This is a genomic window from Pseudomonas sp. BF-B-30 (assembly GCF_019956305.1).
In the GTDB taxonomy this organism is placed as follows: domain Bacteria; phylum Pseudomonadota; class Gammaproteobacteria; order Pseudomonadales; family Pseudomonadaceae; genus Aquipseudomonas; species Aquipseudomonas jessenii.
Genome location: NZ_JAHBDG010000009.1, coordinates 57,083 through 75,247 on the forward strand (window position 1 = coordinate 57,083; position 18,165 = coordinate 75,247).

At 57.0% G+C, this 18,165-nt stretch carries 15 protein-coding genes; 9 read left to right on the plus strand and 6 right to left on the minus strand.

Annotation, left to right across the window (positions count from 1 at the left end; genetic code table 11):
* Positions 1-187: 187 nt before the first annotated feature.
* Complete coding sequence (locus KGB29_RS05715) at positions 188-1,666, plus strand: aldehyde dehydrogenase family protein (RefSeq protein WP_223507723.1); 1,479 nt, start codon at positions 188-190, stop codon at positions 1,664-1,666.
* Between the two features lie 95 nt (positions 1,667-1,761).
* Here KGB29_RS05715 and cls read toward each other — a convergent pair whose 3' ends face one another.
* Positions 1,762-3,057: a cardiolipin synthase gene (cls, locus tag KGB29_RS05720; protein ID WP_223507720.1), complete on the minus strand. Its 1,296-nt coding sequence runs from the start codon at positions 3,055-3,057 to the stop codon at positions 1,762-1,764.
* 286 nt (positions 3,058-3,343) lie between these two features.
* Complete coding sequence (locus KGB29_RS05725; protein WP_150814618.1) at positions 3,344-5,245, minus strand: potassium transporter Kup; 1,902 nt, start codon at positions 5,243-5,245, stop codon at positions 3,344-3,346.
* 429 nt (positions 5,246-5,674) lie between these two features.
* Between KGB29_RS05725 and KGB29_RS05730 the strand changes: the two genes are divergently transcribed.
* Entirely contained in the window at positions 5,675-6,490 is an 816-nt protein-coding gene (locus tag KGB29_RS05730; RefSeq protein WP_090456229.1) for a lytic transglycosylase domain-containing protein, read from the plus strand.
* A gap of 70 nt (positions 6,491-6,560) precedes the next feature.
* Here KGB29_RS05730 and KGB29_RS05735 read toward each other — a convergent pair whose 3' ends face one another.
* The 3 genes from KGB29_RS05735 to KGB29_RS05745 form a co-directional block, all read right to left on the minus strand.
* Positions 6,561-7,130 (minus strand): DJ-1/PfpI family protein, encoded by a 570-nt coding sequence (locus KGB29_RS05735; protein WP_150814617.1) that lies wholly within the window; start codon positions 7,128-7,130, stop codon positions 6,561-6,563.
* Positions 7,131-7,917: 787 nt separating this feature from the next.
* Positions 7,918-8,877: an HlyD family secretion protein gene (locus KGB29_RS05740; RefSeq protein WP_150814616.1), complete on the minus strand. Its 960-nt coding sequence runs from the start codon at positions 8,875-8,877 to the stop codon at positions 7,918-7,920.
* Positions 8,878-8,880: 3 nt separating this feature from the next.
* A complete protein-coding gene (locus tag KGB29_RS05745; RefSeq protein WP_090456221.1) occupies positions 8,881-9,252 on the minus strand; it encodes a DUF3302 domain-containing protein in 372 nt (123 codons plus the stop codon).
* 118 nt (positions 9,253-9,370) lie between these two features.
* Here KGB29_RS05745 and KGB29_RS05750 point away from each other — a divergent pair, with 118 nt between their 5' ends.
* Together KGB29_RS05750 and KGB29_RS05755 are read left to right on the plus strand one after the other, a co-directional pair.
* On the plus strand, positions 9,371-10,033 hold the full coding sequence (locus tag KGB29_RS05750; RefSeq protein ID WP_150814615.1) for a hypothetical protein: 663 nt from the start codon (positions 9,371-9,373) through the stop codon (positions 10,031-10,033).
* Positions 10,034-10,110: 77 nt separating this feature from the next.
* On the plus strand, positions 10,111-11,193 hold the full coding sequence (locus tag KGB29_RS05755; protein WP_150814614.1) for a sterol desaturase family protein: 1,083 nt from the start codon (positions 10,111-10,113) through the stop codon (positions 11,191-11,193).
* A 160-nt stretch (positions 11,194-11,353) separates the two neighbouring features.
* Here KGB29_RS05755 and KGB29_RS05760 read toward each other — a convergent pair whose 3' ends face one another.
* A complete protein-coding gene (locus KGB29_RS05760) occupies positions 11,354-11,794 on the minus strand; it encodes an Lrp/AsnC family transcriptional regulator (RefSeq protein WP_102671896.1) in 441 nt (146 codons plus the stop codon).
* Positions 11,795-11,933: 139 nt separating this feature from the next.
* Here KGB29_RS05760 and KGB29_RS05765 point away from each other — a divergent pair, with 139 nt between their 5' ends.
* The 5 genes from KGB29_RS05765 (at position 11,934) to KGB29_RS05785 (ending at position 18,116) form a co-directional block, all read left to right on the plus strand.
* Positions 11,934-14,981 carry an aminotransferase class III-fold pyridoxal phosphate-dependent enzyme gene (locus KGB29_RS05765; protein WP_150814625.1) on the plus strand — a complete coding sequence of 1,016 codons (3,048 nt, stop codon included), beginning with the start codon at positions 11,934-11,936 and terminating at the stop codon, positions 14,979-14,981.
* Positions 14,982-15,182: 201 nt separating this feature from the next.
* Positions 15,183-15,971, plus strand: coding sequence for an ABC transporter substrate-binding protein (locus tag KGB29_RS05770; RefSeq protein ID WP_150814613.1), 789 nt, complete (start codon positions 15,183-15,185; stop codon positions 15,969-15,971).
* Positions 15,972-16,034: 63 nt separating this feature from the next.
* Positions 16,035-16,682 (plus strand): amino acid ABC transporter permease, encoded by a 648-nt coding sequence (locus tag KGB29_RS05775; RefSeq protein WP_102671893.1) that lies wholly within the window; start codon positions 16,035-16,037, stop codon positions 16,680-16,682.
* 10 nt (positions 16,683-16,692) lie between these two features.
* Positions 16,693-17,352, plus strand: coding sequence for an amino acid ABC transporter permease (locus KGB29_RS05780; RefSeq protein WP_150814612.1), 660 nt, complete (start codon positions 16,693-16,695; stop codon positions 17,350-17,352).
* A complete protein-coding gene (locus KGB29_RS05785) occupies positions 17,349-18,116 on the plus strand; it encodes an amino acid ABC transporter ATP-binding protein (RefSeq protein WP_150814611.1) in 768 nt (255 codons plus the stop codon). The genes KGB29_RS05780 and KGB29_RS05785 overlap by 4 nt, the downstream gene beginning before the upstream one ends.
* Positions 18,117-18,165: the final 49 nt, after the last annotated feature.

The window sequence follows — 18,165 nt, forward strand, 5'->3', positions numbered from 1 at the left end:
CAACCTGAACGCCCAAGGCGAGTACTACCTCACCGAAGCGGTGGCGGTGGCCAACGAAGCGGGACTGACGGTGACGGCCGTGGAAGTGGATGAAGTCGACGTGCTCGGGGTCAATGACCGCGAGCAATTGCAGGTCGCCGAACAGCTTTACCAGCAGCGTCGGCACCGCAGGATCAAGGAGTGTCCCATGGGTGACTATCAACGGTTGTACATCGGTGGCGAATGGATCGCCCCGGTTCAGCGCGGTGTTTTCGACACGCTCGATCCGAGTGACGAGTCGGTTCTGGCGCGGGTTGCCTCGGCGACCGCAGAGGACATCGATCTGGCCGTGTCGGCGGCGCGCAGGGCGTTTGACGAGGGCGACTGGCCACGCTGGCCCGGTGCCCGACGGGCGCAAGTGTTGAGGAAAATCGCCGAGGGCATCCGCGCTCGCCAGGACGAACTGGCGGCCATCGAAGTGCGTGATAATGGCAAGCCGTTGCCGGAAGCATTGTGGGACATCGCCGATACCGCCGGGTGCTTCGACTTCTATGCGGGACTTGCCGAGCAGTCGGACTCACACAACGAGCAGTCGATTGAGTTGCCGGATGCGCGCTTCACGTCATCGGTGATCAAGGAACCGGTGGGCGTGGTCGCGGCGATCATCCCGTGGAATTTCCCGATGCTGATGGCCGCGTGGAAAGTCGCCCCGGCACTCGCAGCGGGTTGCACCCTGGTGCTCAAGCCTTCCGAACTGACCCCGCTGACTGCCCTCGAACTGGCCGGCATCGCCGACAAGGCCGGGTTGCCGGCCGGGGTGCTGAATGTGGTCACGGGCTTGGGACGCGAGGCGGGCGCGCCGTTGGCCGAACACCCGCAGGTCGACAAGATCGCCTTCACCGGCAGCGTGCCGACCGGACGCAAGATCATGCAGGCCGCCGCCAGCGAGATCAAAAACATCAGCCTGGAACTGGGCGGCAAATCACCCTTCGTGATCTTCGCTGACAGTGACCTCGAAGCGGCGGTGGAGTGGATTCTGTTCGGGATCTTCTGGAACCAGGGGCAGGTCTGTTCAGCCACCTCGCGGGTGCTGGTGGAACGCCGGTTGTACCCGGCGCTGTTGGAGCGCTTGATTGCCGCCACCGAGCAGATTCAGATTGGCCAGGGCTTCGAGGAAGGGGTGAAGCTCGGGCCGCTGGTCAGCCAGGGGCAGCTGGACAAGGTGCTGGCGGCCATTGCGGCCGGCCAGGCCGAGGGCGCCCGACTGGTTTCGGGCGGTGTGCGGCCGGTTAATCTGCAAAAGGGTTATTACCTGACGCCAGCGATTTTCGCCGATGTCCCCGAGGACAGCGCCGTTTGGCGCGAGGAGATTTTCGGCCCGGTGGTGTGCCTGCGCGCCTTCGACACGGAAGCCGAAGCGATCCGTTTGGCCAATGACTCGCCGTTCGGCTTGGCGGCGGCCGTCATGTCCCGGGATATCCCGCGTTGCGAACGGGTCGCTCGCGGTTTTCGCGCGGGCATCGTGTGGGTCAACTGCTCGCAGCCGACCTTCGTCGAGGCACCCTGGGGCGGCTACAAGCAAAGCGGCATCGGTCGCGAACTGGGCGAGTGGGGGTACAACAACTACCTGGAAACCAAGCAGATCACCCGCTACAACGGCGAACCCTGGGGGTGGTATCTGAAGTGACGTGAGCGCCAGAGCGGCCTGCCTCAGAACAGGGGCAGGTGATTTTTTCCGATCTGTGTGCCTATGTGTGTAATCCCGATGACACGCCACTCAACTCAGAGCCAGTACTCCCAAAGGCGCGCCATCTGCTCCTTGGCTTTCACACCGAGCGAGCGGCTCTGCCACTTTTCCATCTTGATTTCGTTCGACTTGGCCAGATCGGCCAGGAATGCCTCCTGCATTTTTTTTCCAAACCCGGCGCCCAGCACAACAACGTTGACTTCATCGTTGTGCAGGAAACTACGCCAGTCGAGGTTGGTGGAGCCGACAGTCGACCACACGCCATCGATTACTGCTGTCTTGACGTGGAGTAGCGCGTCTTTGCGTTCGTAAAGCTTGACGTTGGCTTTCAACAGCTCGCTGTAGTAGGCGCGTCCAGCATGGAACACCAGCCACGAATCGGTGCTGCCGGGCAGCACCAGCTTGACGTCGACGCCACGTGCTGCAGCCTCCTTGAGGGCCGCCAGCAACTGCGGGTCGGGAATAAAGTAGGCGTTAGTCAGCCATATCTCGGATTGCGCGCTACGCAGCGCCGAAATCAGCGTGGCATAGATCAGGCTGAACGGCTCATTTGGCGAGCTTCCGATGGCCCGCACCACCTCGGTGCCTTTGCGCTCAGGCGGCGGAAAGTAGTGGCGAGCCGCGAGTGGTTCGCCTTTCTGGGTAGCCCAGGTTCCGATGAACAGCTTCTGGAGTTCCGCAACCACAGGCCCCTCGATGCGCAAGTCGGTATCGCGCCAGGGCAAATCACCATTTGGGCGAGTCTTCGAGTAAGAATTGAACGAGCTCCCCGAATAGACGCTGCTGATGTTGATCCCGCCGAGAAAGGCAATACGACCGTCCACTATCAGCAGCTTTCGGTGGTCGCGCTGGTTCACGTCCCAGCCCGCTTTGGCCGTCACCGGATTGACTGGGTTGTACTCCAGCACCTTGACGCCCGCGTCGGTCAATTGAGAGAAAAACGCTGATGATGTTTTAAGGGTTCCGACGCTGTCACGGATCAGATTGACCTGTACGCCTTGCCGTTGCCGAGCGATCAGCGCGGTGGCGAAGCGCTGGCCGACTTCATCATCGTCGAGGATGTAGGTCTCCATGTTGATGTGGTCGCGCGCTGCTTCCACGGCTTTGATCATCGACTGGTAGGTGGTGGGGCCGTCCTGCAGCAAGTCGACCTTGTTTCCTTCCGTCAGCGGGCTGCCGACGATGGACTCTTCGATTGCGAGGTGCACGTCGAAGATGTCGGTCTCTGCGCCGGTGGACTCGAGTCGCTCGAGAATGGCCTTGCTGCGCTCGGCTGACAGAGGCCCGTGTACCCCGTCGAGCTGCACAGGCGCAGAGGGCGCGCGAGCCATATCGGGCACTATCCTGGGCAATGTACTGCAGGAAACCACAAATGCCAGGAGCACAGCCATGCACAGAGCCAGAGGAACACACACACCCTTACATGTGGCAAGAAGATTCATCAGGCCCCCTCTTTGTGAGGACGGTGATAGCGAGTGGCGATGCCGTCACTTGCTTTGACTACTGCGTAAGGGCAGGGTTCGTCGTCAGAGAGTGCTTTTGGCCGATTGTCACTCTTCGGGAATGGGCCGATTGCTGCCGAGCAAACAAGACCGCCGGTGCGATCTTGCCAGTTCCTTACATCTCCACCTGTGTGCCCAGTTCTATCACCCGATTCAACGGCAACTTGAAGTACTTAAGGTTGCTGTTGGCGTTCTTGAGCAAAAAGGCGAAAAGGCTTTCTCGCCAACGGGCCATACCGATGCGCTTGGTCGGGATCACCGTTTCCCGGCTCAGGAAATAGGTGGTGCGCATCGGGCTGAAGTCCAGCTCGGCCAAGTGACAGAGACTCAACGCCAAGGGGACATCGGGCTCCTCGATAAAGCCAAAGTGCAGACTGACCCGGAAGAACCCTTCGCCATACGCTTCAACCTCAAACCGTCGATCAGCACTCACACGAGGGCTGTCTTCAGACACCACCGTAAGCAATACCACTTGCTCATGCAAAACCTGGTTATGCAGCAGGTTGTGCAGCAACGCATGCGGAACGGCATCGGACCTGGCTGTCAGAAATACCGCCGTACCTTGTACCCGATGAGGGGGCTGCGTGCGGATGCTACCGATAAACAGTGGTAGCGGCAGCGCGGTTTCGTCCAGCCGTTCAACAATAATCTTGCGCCCACGTTTCCAGGTGGTCATCAAAATGAACAGGCCAATGCCAGCAATCACCGGGAACGCACCGCCCTGGAAGATCTTCGGAGCATTGGCCGCGAAGTACAGGCTGTCTACCAGCAGAAAACCGAGCAGCATGGGAACGGCCAGCCAGCGCGGGGTTTTCCATAGCAGCAGGACGACGGCCGAGGACAGGATGGTGGTGATCAGCATGGTGCCCGTAACAGCGACCCCATAAGCGGCGGCCAAAGCACTGGACGACTCGAAACCAAGTACCAGCAGCACAACACCGACCATCAACGCCCAGTTAACGGTACCGATGTAGATCTGTCCCTGCTCCTGGCTGGAGGTATGCTGGATAAACATGCGAGGGACATACCCAAGCTGGATGGCCTGGTGTGTCAGGGAAAATGCGCCGGAGATCACGGCTTGAGAAGCGATGATGGTTGCCAGTGTAGAGAGTGCGACCATCGGCAGCAGTGCCCAGCCCGGCGCGAGCAAATAAAATGGATTGCGCACCGCCTCAGGGTTTTCCAGGATCAAGGCACCTTGGCCAAAATAATTGAGTACCAGTCCTGGCAATACCAAAATGAACCAGGCGCGGGCAATGGGTTTGCGACCGAAGTGCCCCATGTCTGCATACAGTGCTTCGGCGCCCGTCAGCGCGAGCACCACTGCCCCGAGGATGGCCACACCGATTCCCGGATGAGCGATGAAAAAATGCGCTCCCCAGTATGGATTGAGCGCTTGCAACACTTCCGGCCGCTGTAAAATGCCATAGACCCCCAGCGCACCCAGCACGACAAACCACAGCACCATCACTGGGCCGAACAGAATGCCGATGCGAGCCGTGCCGTGTTTCTGTATCAAGAACAGCGCCACCAGCACGATCACTGACAAAGGCACGACCCAGTGTTCAATTCCGTCAAACGCCAGCTGTAGCCCTTCAACCGCAGAGAGCACCGAAATAGCTGGGGTGATCATGCTGTCCCCGTAAAACAGTGCCGCACCAAACAGGCCAAGCAGAACGAGTATTTTACTCATGCGCGGATAAGGGGCGGCTGCGCGGCGAGCCAAAGCCGTCAATGCCATGATGCCGCCTTCACCCTGGTTGTCGGCACGCAGGATGAACAGCACATATTTGATCGAGACGACCCAGATCAGTGACCAGAAGACCAACGACAGAATACCCAGCACGCCGTCGTGGTTGGCCTGAACTCCGTAGTGGCCAGAAAATACTTCTTTGAGCGTGTAGAGGGGGCTGGTGCCAATGTCCCCGTAAACCACTCCGACCGCGGCGACGAGCAAGCCCACTCCTGACGCTTTGGATTGCGAGTTTTCATGTACTCCGATTGCTGTTTCACTCAAGGGTCGCTTCTCTCGAATTACGGGGAGGAAATGCATGCCATCCTTGGGCAAAACGATGTGCCTGGGCCACTGAAGCCTCAAGGCGCATGGACGATCTAAAAAGTCGCGGCCAGTATCTTTGAGGGCGCAAACAGCAGTCGTAAAGAAAGCGTAAAAAATTTACGGCAGATACTCGAAACATCAGATCCAGTGGCTTGGGCCTGTCCCGCCCCAGCCCTGGCAAGCCGGGACGACGCGTCGTGCGAGCAATCAGACCTGCGCCTCGCCCGGGAACGTCGGCAGCCCGTACGTCAACGCAAGTTCCAAGGCCGGTTACAAGGGGTATAACTATCAGAACAAAAGGCGGGTCACCCAGAATCGGCCCTCCAAAGGCAGCGCCCGGGACGGGCGCCCCAGGCCTGATCGGCGCCAGCGGCGCGGAGCGATGTGATGAGTTCCAGAGCATGGCGATGGGCTCGCAAGAGCTTTCTTGGCTGCATCGAGCTGGCCGTGCTGGTCACTCCACTGTGCGCCAGCGCCATGTTCAAGTGCCAAGCCAGGGACGGAGCCATCAGCTACACCAGCCAAGCCATCGCCAGCGCCCGCTGCACTCGCCTCAATGGCATGGCGGGCGCCGGTGTCGGCGCCAAGGCAATGGCGCTGCCACGGGTTGTGCGGGACGACACCCCAGGCGCGGTGCGGATCCGGGTATGGACTTTCATCCACAAGGGTAATCGTCAATATGTGAGCCGGCGCCCCGTCGGGATCTCCGCACGGGTCGATGTCCTTGAGCTCTATTACATCAAGGGCTGCTATCTGTGCATGGCGCCGAAGGATTTCAAGGTCGCCTCACTGCGCCTGGACACCCATTCCTATCGACGGGAGATCGAAGCCGCTTCGGGTCATTATGGTGTCGACAGGGCGCTGGTCCGCGCAGTGATACATGCCGAATCGGCGTTTCGCCCCAACGTCATTTCCGAAGCCGGCGCCCAGGGGCTGATGCAGTTGATGCCCGCCACCGCCGAGCGCTTCGCCGTGGACGATCCGTTCGACGCACGACAGAACATTCGTGGCGGCGTGCGCTACCTGGCCTGGCTGCTCAAGCGCTTCAACGGCAACCAGATGCTGGCGTTGGCAGGTTACAACGCCGGCGAAGCGTCCGTGGTCCAGTACAACGGGGTGCCTCCCTACGCCGAGACGCAATCCTACGTCACCCTCGTGCAGTCCTTGACCGAACGCTATCGCAACCATAGCGGCCGTCCGTGAGGGGCAGAAACCGGCCAGGAGCGGACCTCGAACACATCACCTGATCGGCTGTTTTTTTAGGACGAAGCGGTCACCCGTGTTCCGCTGCCAACATTGACCTGAACTGCGAAATGATCTCTGAAGATAACCCGGCAGCTTCGAACACTGCGCAGGTAAAGCTAACGGGTGCAGGACCTGGCGCAGTTATGATGCGGTCGGCAACCACCGCTACTTGACTGCTTCGATAAAGCATGGCCCCGTCATAACCTGCGGCATTCTGTTGTAAAAAGTCAGCGCTGTTCGAAGTATGAGGGACCGTGTCGAGAAGCCCGGCCCTCGCAAGTGCCAGCGTCCCCCCACAGATACCGGCAATTGTCGCTCCACTTGAACGACTAGCATGAAGAAAGTCCCGAATGTCCGGTGCATCTGCACGCTCCCAGATCATTCCACCGATGACGACAACAACGTCCGGCTTCCAGTCCAGGCATTGTTGCAAGCTGCTATCCACAGTTACAGCCAATCCACCCTGCGAGCGGAACTGCCCCGTAGTAGAGGTGAAAAACCTGACGTCGATCCCGTAAAACGGAGATGCGGTTCCTGCAATGAAAGCGTATTCCCAGTCCGCAAAACCGGGTGTCAGTATCAAGCCCAAGCGTGCCATCAGTCCGAATCCTCCATGAAAACGAACAACATAAAGCGACAACAAACAGATCTCAACGTCCGCTCAGGTCCATTGTGTTGAAAAAAATCCCAACGCCATCCTGACTATTACTGGACTTGAGAAAAAAACAATGAAGTCGCCGTTGCCTCTGTAGTTCCCTCTTCAACCAGGTACTTGCCGGTTCTTCGCCTGCCCTCAATCCACATCCGCATGATTGATCCTCGTCTGAAGGTGAAATGAGTGGAGCTACCTCCAACAGATACCATAGAGGACAACCACTGACACGCCTCTGGGCGCTTGATACAGGGCAATGGGATGACAGGAAAAACGGTGGGCAAGTCTGTGCAATTGCTCAGCCGGTGGAACTGCAAACCATTCTGGCAATCGAAACCTTAAAGGGCGAGACGGGCGTAGTATGGGTTACGCATTCGCATTGAACGCCCTGTAGGGCTGTAAAGCCGGGAGGGTTGCATGGAAAGGGACGCGATGTTCAGGTTCCTTGCTGGCTACCTGTTGATGTGTGTCCTGCTGGCATGGGGGGTGATCCAGGCGTCGCACTGGATTGCTTCTCGCTTGCTGCTGTATTGGATTATTTAGCGCCGACCCTCGCTGCTTCGCTTCTCCTTGTCGATTCTTCCAGTACCACAATGGTGCGATCCACTGTCTGGCCTTCTCCCTCTGACCCTCAGCCTGCTCGATCAGTCGCTGCAATCACGCGATCAGGCCGGTTCGCTGAACCGGCAACTGGCCCCATTCAAGGATTGAGCCAGTTGCCGGTGCTGCCAGGTTAGTGGAACGGAAAGATGTAATTCATCCATGCCGCCATGCGCAGAAGGATTTTGCGCATCATCGCGATGTGATGGAAATGCTGGCTGTACAACGCCGCCTGGCCGTAGGCGCCGCCGGGCATCTGGTCGGCGTACTGGGCATAGTCGGGATCGGTGATCTCAATGATCACCGGAACCCGGCCGGCCGGTGGTGAACCGGTGAAGCTGATCAGTGTGCCTGACGGTTGGATCTGGCCTTCGGCGATGACCGAAACGACGGTCTTGACCTTGCCTTCGAAAACCTTGCCTGGAATGCCGTCGAAAGCGACCTCGGCCTCGTCGCCCTCGGTCAGGCGCAACAGGCTGTTCTGGCGCATCCACGCAGAGAAGTAATGCCCTTCGGCGGGAATGAAGACCATCGAAGGGCGCAGCGGCAACTTGGTCGCCATCATGCCCGGACGCAGTGAAACATGGGTGACGAAGCCTTTGCTCGGCGCACGGACGGTGGTGTTGTCGAGTTCGTACTGCGCGTTGTCCAGTTGTGCCTTCAGGTCATCACTGCGAGCGACCACCATATCCAGTTCCCGTTGGGTACTGAAGTTACGCTTGATCAGCTCGGTGATCCGGGCGCGATCGGCCTGGGCGGCAATCAGCTGTGCCTTGAGGGATTTCACCCGGTATTCGAAAGGCGCAGGGTCGATGCGAAACAGCACATCGCCTTTTTCCAGGGGCTGGTTGGTCTTCACCGATACATCGATCACCTGGCCGCTGACCACGGGTATCACCGGAACCGATACAAAATAGGAACGCGCCACCTCGGAGTAGGGGTGGTTGTAGTTCATCGTGAAAATCAGCGTGCCGATAATCACGATCCCGCCCAGCACCGCCGTGGGCACCGTCCATTTGTTCAGGGGGATGCGGAAGATCTTGAAGATGGCTACGCAGAGAGCGGCATACGTCAGAATGAGTAAGAGATCCATGGCTCAAATGCCCTCGCCGAGATTGTCCGTTGGCACACGGTTCTGTGCCGTACCCATCGCTGACTCCAGGCGCTCGATCCGGCCTTGCAGCTCGGCGACCTGTTGTTCGAGGTGAACCACATGACTTTTGGGTGAGTGTCCGTCACTGAAACCCCAGCCCCGGTCCTCCCGATAGGCCATCGCCCAGATCCACAGGAACGGCCAGAGTGCGTGCAAGGTGAAGAGGCTGACCCAGCCGGTGGCGTGGATCGCATCCTGGTGAGGGTGGTTGCGGTGGACGGCAATTTCATAGGGGATGTCGTGGAGCAGGATGATCCCGTAGAACAAGAAGAGTCCTACAAATATCAGTACGCCCAGGGCGAAGTATTCAAGCATGAACCAGTCCTCTTGAAGCAGATAGCGTGTGCGCCTGAGTGTAGCCGTTCAATCTACACTTGACGGGGATGCGGATATCCAGCCGGAACAACCGGTGCCTAACCGACGAGGTGAGTTCATGCCAACCAATGCTCAATTCGAGAGGGCGCCTGTACTTGACCCTGTCGAGCGCATTACCGAGGTGATCTTCGGCCTGCTGATGGCCATGACGTTCACCGGCACCATCAGCGTGGCCACGGCAGACCAGGCCGCCGAACGCACGATGATGATTGCCGCGCTCGGCTGCAATCTCGCCTGGGGACTGGCCGATGCGGTCATGTACCTGTTGCGCGCACTGGTCGAGCGCACGCGCAGGATCAAGCTGTACATGGCCTTGCGTAATGGCACGGACGCCGCGGCCGGTCAGGCGCTCGTTGCGCAAGTGTTGCCGTTGCAGTTCGCGACGGCGGCCGGCAGTGAGGGCCTGGAGTTGTTGCGCCGTCGGCTGCTCGAGCAGCCCCCCTTGCCGATCAGGGCCGGCCTCGGCTGGAGCGACTTCAGGGGCGCCCTCGGTGTTTTCCTGTTGGTCGTGTGCTCGACATTTCCGTTGGTGGTGCCGTTCATGCTGCTCGATCAGACGGCGCTCGCCATCCGCCTGTCCAACCTGATCGGACTCGTGGTGCTGTTCATCGCAGGCTGGCTGCTCGCCAGATACGCTGGCGCCACGCAATGGCAGGGTGGGGTGATCATGGCCGCCACGGGGGGCGTGCTGATCCTTGCAATCATTGCGCTGGGTGGATAAAAACCGGGCATCATTCAACACACTAAAGACTCGTTCTCATTTACAATTGCCCTTCCATTTACGTCGGGCAGCCTGGCATGGATGTTTTCGCCGCAATCCATCTTCATTTATCCCAGTGGGTGATCGAGCCGGTCACCCGGCAGTTCCTGGGCATTTTCGACTTCAACGGCAGACTCGGTCTAGCCTTTCTCTGCATGTCTTACAGCGTCGCCTATTGCCTGTTCCGCTACCGCAAATCCCGGGGCTTGACCGACGCGCGCTCATTCGGGCAGTTCATCGGCGGCTGCCGGGTGTACCTGCATCGCTCGGCGCTGCTCGACTACCGCTACTACTTCGTACTCGCCATCCTCAAGGTTGCCCTGGTGCTGCCCATCGTCGGTCTGGTCGATCCGTACGTCTTGCGTTCAGCGGACTACATCGCGTTCTTCACCCAGCTGTGGGGCGCGCGTACGCAAGTGGAAGAGAACCTGGCGCTGACCCTGCTCTATGGGCTGGGCGTATTTCTGGTCAAGGATTTCAGCCATTACTGGGGCCATCGCGCCTTCCATTCGCGGTATCTGTGGGCCTTCCACAAAGTCCATCATTCGGCGCCCGTGCTGGTGCCGGCGACGGCCAGCCGCGTGCACTTTCTGGAAGAGGTGGTCGAAAAGCTCACGGATATCATCTGCGTCGGCGCATTTGCCGGGGTCTTCTGGTACGCCTGCGGCGGGGAGATCAGCCGCTATACCTTGTTTGGCGTGACCTACATGGTGTTCATCTTCAATGGCCTGGCGGCCAACCTGCGTCACAGCCATGTCTGGTTTTCCTTCGGGCCGGTGCTGGAACGGGTGCTGAGCAGCCCGGCGCAACACCAGATTCATCACAGCGATGCACCGCGACACTTCAACAAGAACTTCGGCATCAATCTGTCACTGTGGGACTGGATGTTCGGCACGCTCTACGTAACACAATCCAAACCCGAAACCATCCACTTCGGCACCGGCGAGCACGATCACGAGCGTTACTTGACGCTGCAGGGTTTGATCGTCACGCCGTTTGTGGACATCGCGCGCAAATTCCTTCCTGCAAAACGCCCGAAAGCACAGCCTGAAAGCGGATCTGATCCGTATTTTTCAGCGCAATCTGCCTCTGTAACGGATACAGCCGCCAGCCCACAATAAATCTCCGGTACGGCAGCCCCCGACGCTGCTGTACCGCCAATTCATAGTGTGGGAGGCCCTATGGCCAAGATGACGATTTTTCTCGGCGGTTTTCTGCTGTTGACCATCCTGATCGGTATGCTGGCGACGATTCCGCCGACTTGATTACACCCGTTGCCAATCAGGAACTCTGCCGATCAATATCGCGCCGCAGAACGACAGCGGTGGTGATGTCTTCAACGATTTCGTGACTGGCTACTGCATCTCTGACCCGATTCAGATCATCAATAGTTCGCGATTCGACCTCAATGACCAGATCGAGCTGGCCACTGACCGAGGAGACTCGTCGTACCTGCGAGTTTTGGGCAAGCAGGTCCAGCAAGCTGATTGCGGGTGTGCGTTTCAGGCATACAAGAAGGATTGCGCGAATCACGTTGGCATCGATTTCGCCGATATCAGCTCGGTAGCCTCTGATCACACCATTGCGTTCAAGGTTGATGACTCGCTCGCTGGTAGCACTTCTTGAAAGCCCGATTCTCGCTGCCAGGGCCTTCAGGGCAATTCGAGCCTCTTTGGAAAGAATTTCGAGTATTTCGCGATCTTTCGTGTCCAGGTCGCGCATCAGAACTCCCTAATTTTGCTACCGAAATTGTGCCGGTCGATTCCGACAATATGCAGGCTGAAGCCGACCGTATACCTACTGCCGTCCAAGGCTTTGCGTGCCAAGCTATCTGAAAAAAATGGCTTGGAAAACAATTACCATGACAAATCTTTCCCATCCTGCCCCCCAGTTCTCGACAGGGGATGCCGAAAAATTGAGTGAGCAGCTTTTCAACGTTATCGGTACGGCCACGCCTCTGGATGGCGAGCGCGACCGCAACTACCGGTTGAATACAGGAACCGATGCCGGATGGATTCTGAAAGTTGTCAACTCGACTGAACCTCGAGTTGAAAGCGAGTTTCAGACAGCCATTCTCAGTCACCTCGCCACTCACAGTCCCGAGCTTACCGTGCCTTTTCTCAAGAAAAGCCTTGCCGGTGAATACCTGGCCTCTGCGGTAGCGCCCTCCGGCGAAACCCATGCGGTCCGCCTGGTCAGCTGGTTGCACGGAACGCCGCTTGCCGAGGTCGAGCGCACGTTCGAATTGATGCGCAGCCTTGGCCAATCGTTCGGTGAGATAGATCGTGCACTTCAGGGCTTCATGCATCCAGGCGCGGTACGCGATCTCGACTGGGATTTGCGTCACGCCGCACGTTCGAGTTCACGCCTGCACTTCGTGAAAGATCCTGGCAGAAGGGCCATTCTGGAACGCTTCATAGAACGTTTCGAAAAAACCGTTCAACCGAAGCTTTCGCGACTGCGTGCACAAGTCATTCACAATGACGGCAATGACTGGAATATCCTCGTCGATTCCCGCAATCATCAGAAAGTCTCGGGCATCATCGATTTTGGCGATGCGGTCCATACGATTCTGATTGCCGAAGTCGCCATTACCTGCGCCTATTCCATACTCGACATGGAAGATCCAATCGGCGCGGCCGCCGCCCTCACGGCCGGTTTCCATGAGAAGTACCCTCTGCAGCCGGAGGAGCTTGACGTCCTCTTCAATCTCATTGCGATGCGCCTGGTCACGAGCGTCACCTTGTCGGCATCGCGATCCGACCGAACGCAAGACAATCCCTACCTTGGCATCAGCGAAGCGCCGGCCTGGCGCCTTCTGGAAAGGATGGATCGCATGAACCCTCGTCTTGCGACTGCGATCTTGCGTAAAGCCTGTGGTTTTGACGCGATCGAAGGCGCTGGTGCGGTTCGCCGCTGGGTGGCCGAAAACAGCAAGTCCTTCGCGGATATCGTGCGTCCATCCGCTGCGACGATGAACAAGGTCATTGCTCCGTTCGGAGACGCTTCGCATGTGATGACTATCGCTTCAGCCGAGCAACGTCCAGCGCAGGCAACGAAGTGGTGGAATGATTTTTCTGCCGAACACAAGGTGCCGCTAGGTATCGGGCCATGGGGCGAGGAAAGGACCATCTACACCGACACGGCGTTTGAATCACGATTCATTGAAGGGCAGCGTCGGATCCTTCACGTCGGTGTCGACTTGATCATGCCCGCTGGAACGCCTCTCTATACGCCCGTTGCCGGTGTGGTGCAGAGCGTAGAGGTCGAGCATGAGCCGCTTGGTTATGGTGGTTTGATCATGCTCGAGCACTCGCCAGAAGGTTGCCCGCCATTCCTGACGCTGTGGGGGCATATGGCTCATGAAGCCTTGGCGCGGCTCAAGCCCGGTGACCGCCTGGAGGCTGGCGCGCTTGTGGGATACATGGGAGCGGATACGGAAAATGGCGGATGGATTCCCCATGTGCATTTTCAAATGTCCACGGACACAGCGTTGAAAGCGAGCGAATTCATCGGCGTAGGTGAACGGGCTTATCTTGAGGTATGGGCCGACATTTTTCCCGATGCATCGACTCTCGCGGGGATTCCTCCGGAAACCTACAGCCAGGACGGACGCACCAAGGCAGAGATTGTTGCGAAGCGAAAGGAGTTGTTGCTTCCAAACCTGTCGATTTCCTATTCAGATCCGATCAAGTTCGTTCGCGGTGATGGGGTCTGGTTGATCGATAACTTTGGTAGGGCGTATCTGGACTGCTTCAATAACGTGTGCCATCTCGGCCACTCCCATCCAGATGTGGTGCAAGCGCTTTCGCGGCAGGCATCACGCCTGAACACGAACACGCGTTATCTGCACGATAATATCGTTGAGTATGCAGAGCGGCTCACGGCTACCTTGCCTGAAGGTCTGGCGGTCGCTTCCTTCGGGTGTTCGGGAAGTGAAGCAAACAGCCTCATGCTGCGTATGGCGCGCAATCACACGGGGCGTAACGATGCAATTGTGCTGGATTGGGCTTACCACGGCACTACGCAGGAACTGATCGACCTCAGCCCTTACAAGTACAAGCGTAAAGCCGGTAAAGGGCGTGCAGATCATGTGTTTGAGGCGGCCGTCCCGGATGCCTACCGTGGTGTGGATCACTGGTCGTTCGAGGAACTTGGCAAGCGTTTCGCTGAAAGCGTGGCGGATCAGATTGAACTCATGCGCAAGCAGGGCAGATCCCCGGCGTTCTTTTTGGCTGAGTCCATTCCAAGTGTGGCCGGGCAACTTTTCTTCCCGGAAAACTACTTGAAAGAAGTCTATGCAATGGTTCGTGCAGAGGGCGGTCTTTGCCTGGCTGACGAAGTCCAGGTCGGCTTTGGTCGCGTAGGTAGCCATTGGTGGGCTTTTGAAACCCAGGGTGTCGTTCCCGATGCAGTGTCCATGGGCAAACCCATTGGCAATGGGCATCCCATGTCGGCGGTTGTGACCACGCGAGAAATTGCAGACAGCTTCAACAATGGCATGGAGTACTTCAATACTTTCGCCGGCAGTCCGGTTTCATGTGCTGTAGGGCTCTCGGTGCTCGATGTAATTGAGCGCGATAACCTGAAACTCAACGCACTGACCGTTGGCAACTATCTGCTCGACGGCTTCCGTAAGTTGCAGCAGCGATACGATGCAATAGGCGATGTGCGCGGGTTGGGTCTTTTTCTCGGGATAGAACTTGTCACGGACCGCAAAACGAAAGTTCCAGCCACGGAGCTGGCCAGGAAAGTAGCCGATGGTGCCAGGGAGCGAGGTATTTTGATCGGTACTGAAGGCCCCCATGACAATGTTCTGAAAATGCGCCCATCGATGATTTTCAGTCAGACAAACGCTGATTTTCTGCTTGAGGTCCTGGACGAAAGCTTTAAGGCCGCACTCCGGTAGATCGCAGAGGGCGGGGCGTGCGACAAGAAACCTGATTGGAGGATGTGACTACCCGACATAGTGTCGGCCAACTCCGGCAATGTGTCAGGTTGGCTGACACCTTGCCGGGTGCTTTCCAGAAGTGCCTATGCAAGACTTTTCATGAAGGCCGGGTGAATAACCCCAAGAAAATAATAAACAATTCTTCCAAGGTGCCATCCAATGCTAACTAAAAAGCTCAAGGGTTTGATTGTCGCTTCTACCGTGGCGGCAGCGGCGCTACTTTCCACTTCAGCTGTTCATGCTGATGATTTGAAGTCGATCCAGGATTCCAAAGAGATCCGTATCGCGATGAGCGGTCAATACTCTCCCTTCAGCTTTGCAAACGAGCAGAACCAGATCGTCGGATTCGACGCCTCCATCAGCGAGGCGCTGGCTGAGCGGATGGGGGTAAAGGTGACGATCATCACGACGCCATTCGACGGGATAATTGCAGGACTTCTCGCGAAGAAATATGACGCCATCATCGCTTCGATGACCATTACCCCGGAACGCCAGAAAGCAGTGGATTTTGTTGGGCCTTATTACCACGCTGGCCGAACGATCGTAGTGAAGGACAACTCTTCGATCAAAAGTCTTGATGATCTTAAAGATGTTGTTGTCGGCGTTACCCTTGGGGATGCACACGATAAATGGGCCAGGGCCCGCGGCAACCTGAAGGTGAGAACGTACAAAGGTCTTCCCGAAATGCTTGTCGACCTGGAGGCCGGGCGCATCGATGCGATAGTGATGGACAGTGTCCCGGTGTTGGTCGCCGTCAAAGAAACAGGGCAGAAGGTTCGCATCATTACTCCACCGGATAGAGATGGCGGCATTGAAGGCATGGGCATTGCCCTGCGCAAGAATAACCCTGAGCTCAAGGCGACCATGCAGAAGGCGCTTGAAGACATGCTCGCCGATGGCACCTACGAAAAGATCTCGATGAAGTGGATTGGCAACGATATCCGCTGATTCATGTTCAGCATGGCCCGACTTGTCGTCGGGCCAGCCAATCCGACTTTTCCGAGCGTTCCCATGGATCTGACTCTCATACAACGCACATTCCCGTTTTTCCTGGAGGCGGCCTGGATTACGGTGCAAATCTCTGTACTTGCTCTTCTGCTTGGTTTTCTGGTCGCAATCGTGCTGGTTGCTGCCCGGTTGTCCACTGTTCTCGCATTTCGATACCTTGCAAGACTCTACATAAGCGTTTTTCGCGGCACTCCCTGCCTGGTTCAGCTGTTCATCATTTACTTTGGTGGGCCGCAGATCGGAATTGAACTGGAGCCGTTTGCCGCAGGGGTAATCGGCTTGGGCCTGAACATCGCTGCCTACATGGCGGAATCCATTCGTGGCGCTATCACCAACGTTGACCCAGGCCAGGAAGAAGCTGCACGTTCGATTGGTTTCGGGCGTGGCCAGACCTTATGGTTTATCACGCTGCCACAAGCTGCAAAGTTGATGATCAGGCCGCTGGGAGTGAACGCTGTCGCTCTTATCAAAGGTTCTGCACTGGTGTCGACGATCTCTGTTGTTGAGCTTTCATATACAGCGCAACGCTTTATCAGTTCAACGTACAAACCTTTTGAGATTTTCATGGTGTCGGCACTGCTTTACATCGTGATGGTCTACTCGGTCAGATTTGTTGTTGACTATCTCGATAATCGCTTCGCGGCAAGGTGAGAGCATTCAGATGCAAAGCCTGGATCTTAGTATAGTTACACCCTATTCCGAGCTACTTGCGACCGGTCTTTGGTGGACGGTTGTGATGTTTGTAAGTTCCAGCATATTGAGTTTGATGACAGGGGTAGCCTTTGCACTCATCGTTCTTTATGCGCCCAGGATCCTGGCGCTGCCCGTGCGTTTTATGACGTGGTTGCTCATGGGCACTCCACTGCTTCTTCAGTTGTACTTGATTTATTATGGTCTTGTACAAGTGGGGATTGATATTCCTGCCCTGGTGGCAGGCATCATAGGCCTCAGTTTGCACTTTGCCGTCTACAATGCCGACGTTATTCGTGCCGGTGTGGTATCGGTGGACCCTGGTCAGATTGAAGGTGCCCGCTCCATTGGTCTCAGTCGCGGACAGACTCAGCGTTACATCATCGTACCGCAGGCGCTTCGCAGGACTATTGCGCCGCTGGGAAACAATCTGATTGTCCTGTTGAAGGACACCTCTCTGGTTTCCATAATCGGTATTGCCGAGTTGGTGTACAGCGCACAACTTGCCGTGAGCGAGACCTATAGCCCGTTTGAGTTTTATCTGACTGTCGCGGTTATTTATTATGCAGCCAATCTAGTTCTCGAAGCCGGTCTGCATCTTCTCGAAAACAAGGTAGAGATGTCACGATGATCAGCAAGGCATTCATGGTTGAGGTGAAGGGCGCTCGCAAGGCTTACGGAGCACTTGAAGTACTCAAGGGAATCGATCTTTCCATATCTCGCGGACAAATTGTCGCCATCATCGGCCCAAGTGGATCTGGCAAAAGCACGCTTCTGCGGTCAATCAACCACCTGGAGGTGCTTGACGATGGCGAGATATGGTTAGAGGGTGAGCAAGTCAATCGGCCATTGAAAGGTCGTGCGTTTGAACAGCATATAAATGCTGTGCGTCAGCAGATGGGTATGGTATTTCAACACTTCAATCTATTTCCGCATTTGACCGTGTATGAAAACATCGCTCTTGGTCCGATAAAACTCAAGGGCCTTACAAAAAAAGCATCTCGCGAGTTGGCAATGGAATACTTGTCAAAAGTTGGCTTGGCCAACAAGTTCGATGAGTATCCTTCTCGCCTGTCGGGCGGACAGAAGCAGCGCGTTGCCATAGCAAGGGCACTGGCGATGCAACCAAAAGTCATGCTGTTCGATGAGGCTACATCGGCACTGGACCCCGAGCTTGTCGAAGAGGTCAACCTGGTCATGAAGCAACTCGCTGCGGAGCACATGACGATGTTGATCGTCACTCATGAAATGCGCTTTGCCGGCGAAGTGGCAGACCGGATTGTCTTTATGGACGGCGGGGTTGTAGTAGAGGAGGGGGCGCCGCAAGAGATCCTGCAAAACCCCGTCCACGAACGAACCCGGTCATTCTTGAAAAAGCATCTGCACGACAGATAAGTTGCGCTTTCGCTTCTGAACGCCGAGGGCAGGCGAGATCAAACGCCAT

Excerpts from the sequence above, each read along its gene's own strand:
- KGB29_RS05715 (WP_223507723.1), top strand. The coding sequence starts at position 188 with ATGGGTGACTATCAACGGTTGTACATCGGTGGCGAATGGATCGCCCCG.
- cls (WP_223507720.1), bottom strand. The coding sequence starts at position 3,057 with ATGGCTCGCGCGCCCTCTGCGCCTGTGCAGCTCGACGGGGTACACGGG.
- KGB29_RS05730 (WP_090456229.1), top strand. The coding sequence starts at position 5,675 with ATGAGTTCCAGAGCATGGCGATGGGCTCGCAAGAGCTTTCTTGGCTGC.
- KGB29_RS05735 (WP_150814617.1), bottom strand. The coding sequence starts at position 7,130 with ATGGCACGCTTGGGCTTGATACTGACACCCGGTTTTGCGGACTGGGAA.
- KGB29_RS05740 (WP_150814616.1), bottom strand. The coding sequence starts at position 8,877 with ATGGATCTCTTACTCATTCTGACGTATGCCGCTCTCTGCGTAGCCATC.
- KGB29_RS05745 (WP_090456221.1), bottom strand. The coding sequence starts at position 9,252 with ATGCTTGAATACTTCGCCCTGGGCGTACTGATATTTGTAGGACTCTTC.
- KGB29_RS05750 (WP_150814615.1), top strand. The coding sequence starts at position 9,371 with ATGCCAACCAATGCTCAATTCGAGAGGGCGCCTGTACTTGACCCTGTC.
- KGB29_RS05755 (WP_150814614.1), top strand. The coding sequence starts at position 10,111 with ATGGATGTTTTCGCCGCAATCCATCTTCATTTATCCCAGTGGGTGATC.
- KGB29_RS05760 (WP_102671896.1), bottom strand. The coding sequence starts at position 11,794 with ATGCGCGACCTGGACACGAAAGATCGCGAAATACTCGAAATTCTTTCC.
- KGB29_RS05765 (WP_150814625.1), top strand. The coding sequence starts at position 11,934 with ATGACAAATCTTTCCCATCCTGCCCCCCAGTTCTCGACAGGGGATGCC.
- KGB29_RS05770 (WP_150814613.1), top strand. The coding sequence starts at position 15,183 with ATGCTAACTAAAAAGCTCAAGGGTTTGATTGTCGCTTCTACCGTGGCG.
- KGB29_RS05775 (WP_102671893.1), top strand. The coding sequence starts at position 16,035 with ATGGATCTGACTCTCATACAACGCACATTCCCGTTTTTCCTGGAGGCG.
- KGB29_RS05780 (WP_150814612.1), top strand. The coding sequence starts at position 16,693 with ATGCAAAGCCTGGATCTTAGTATAGTTACACCCTATTCCGAGCTACTT.
- KGB29_RS05785 (WP_150814611.1), top strand. The coding sequence starts at position 17,349 with ATGATCAGCAAGGCATTCATGGTTGAGGTGAAGGGCGCTCGCAAGGCT.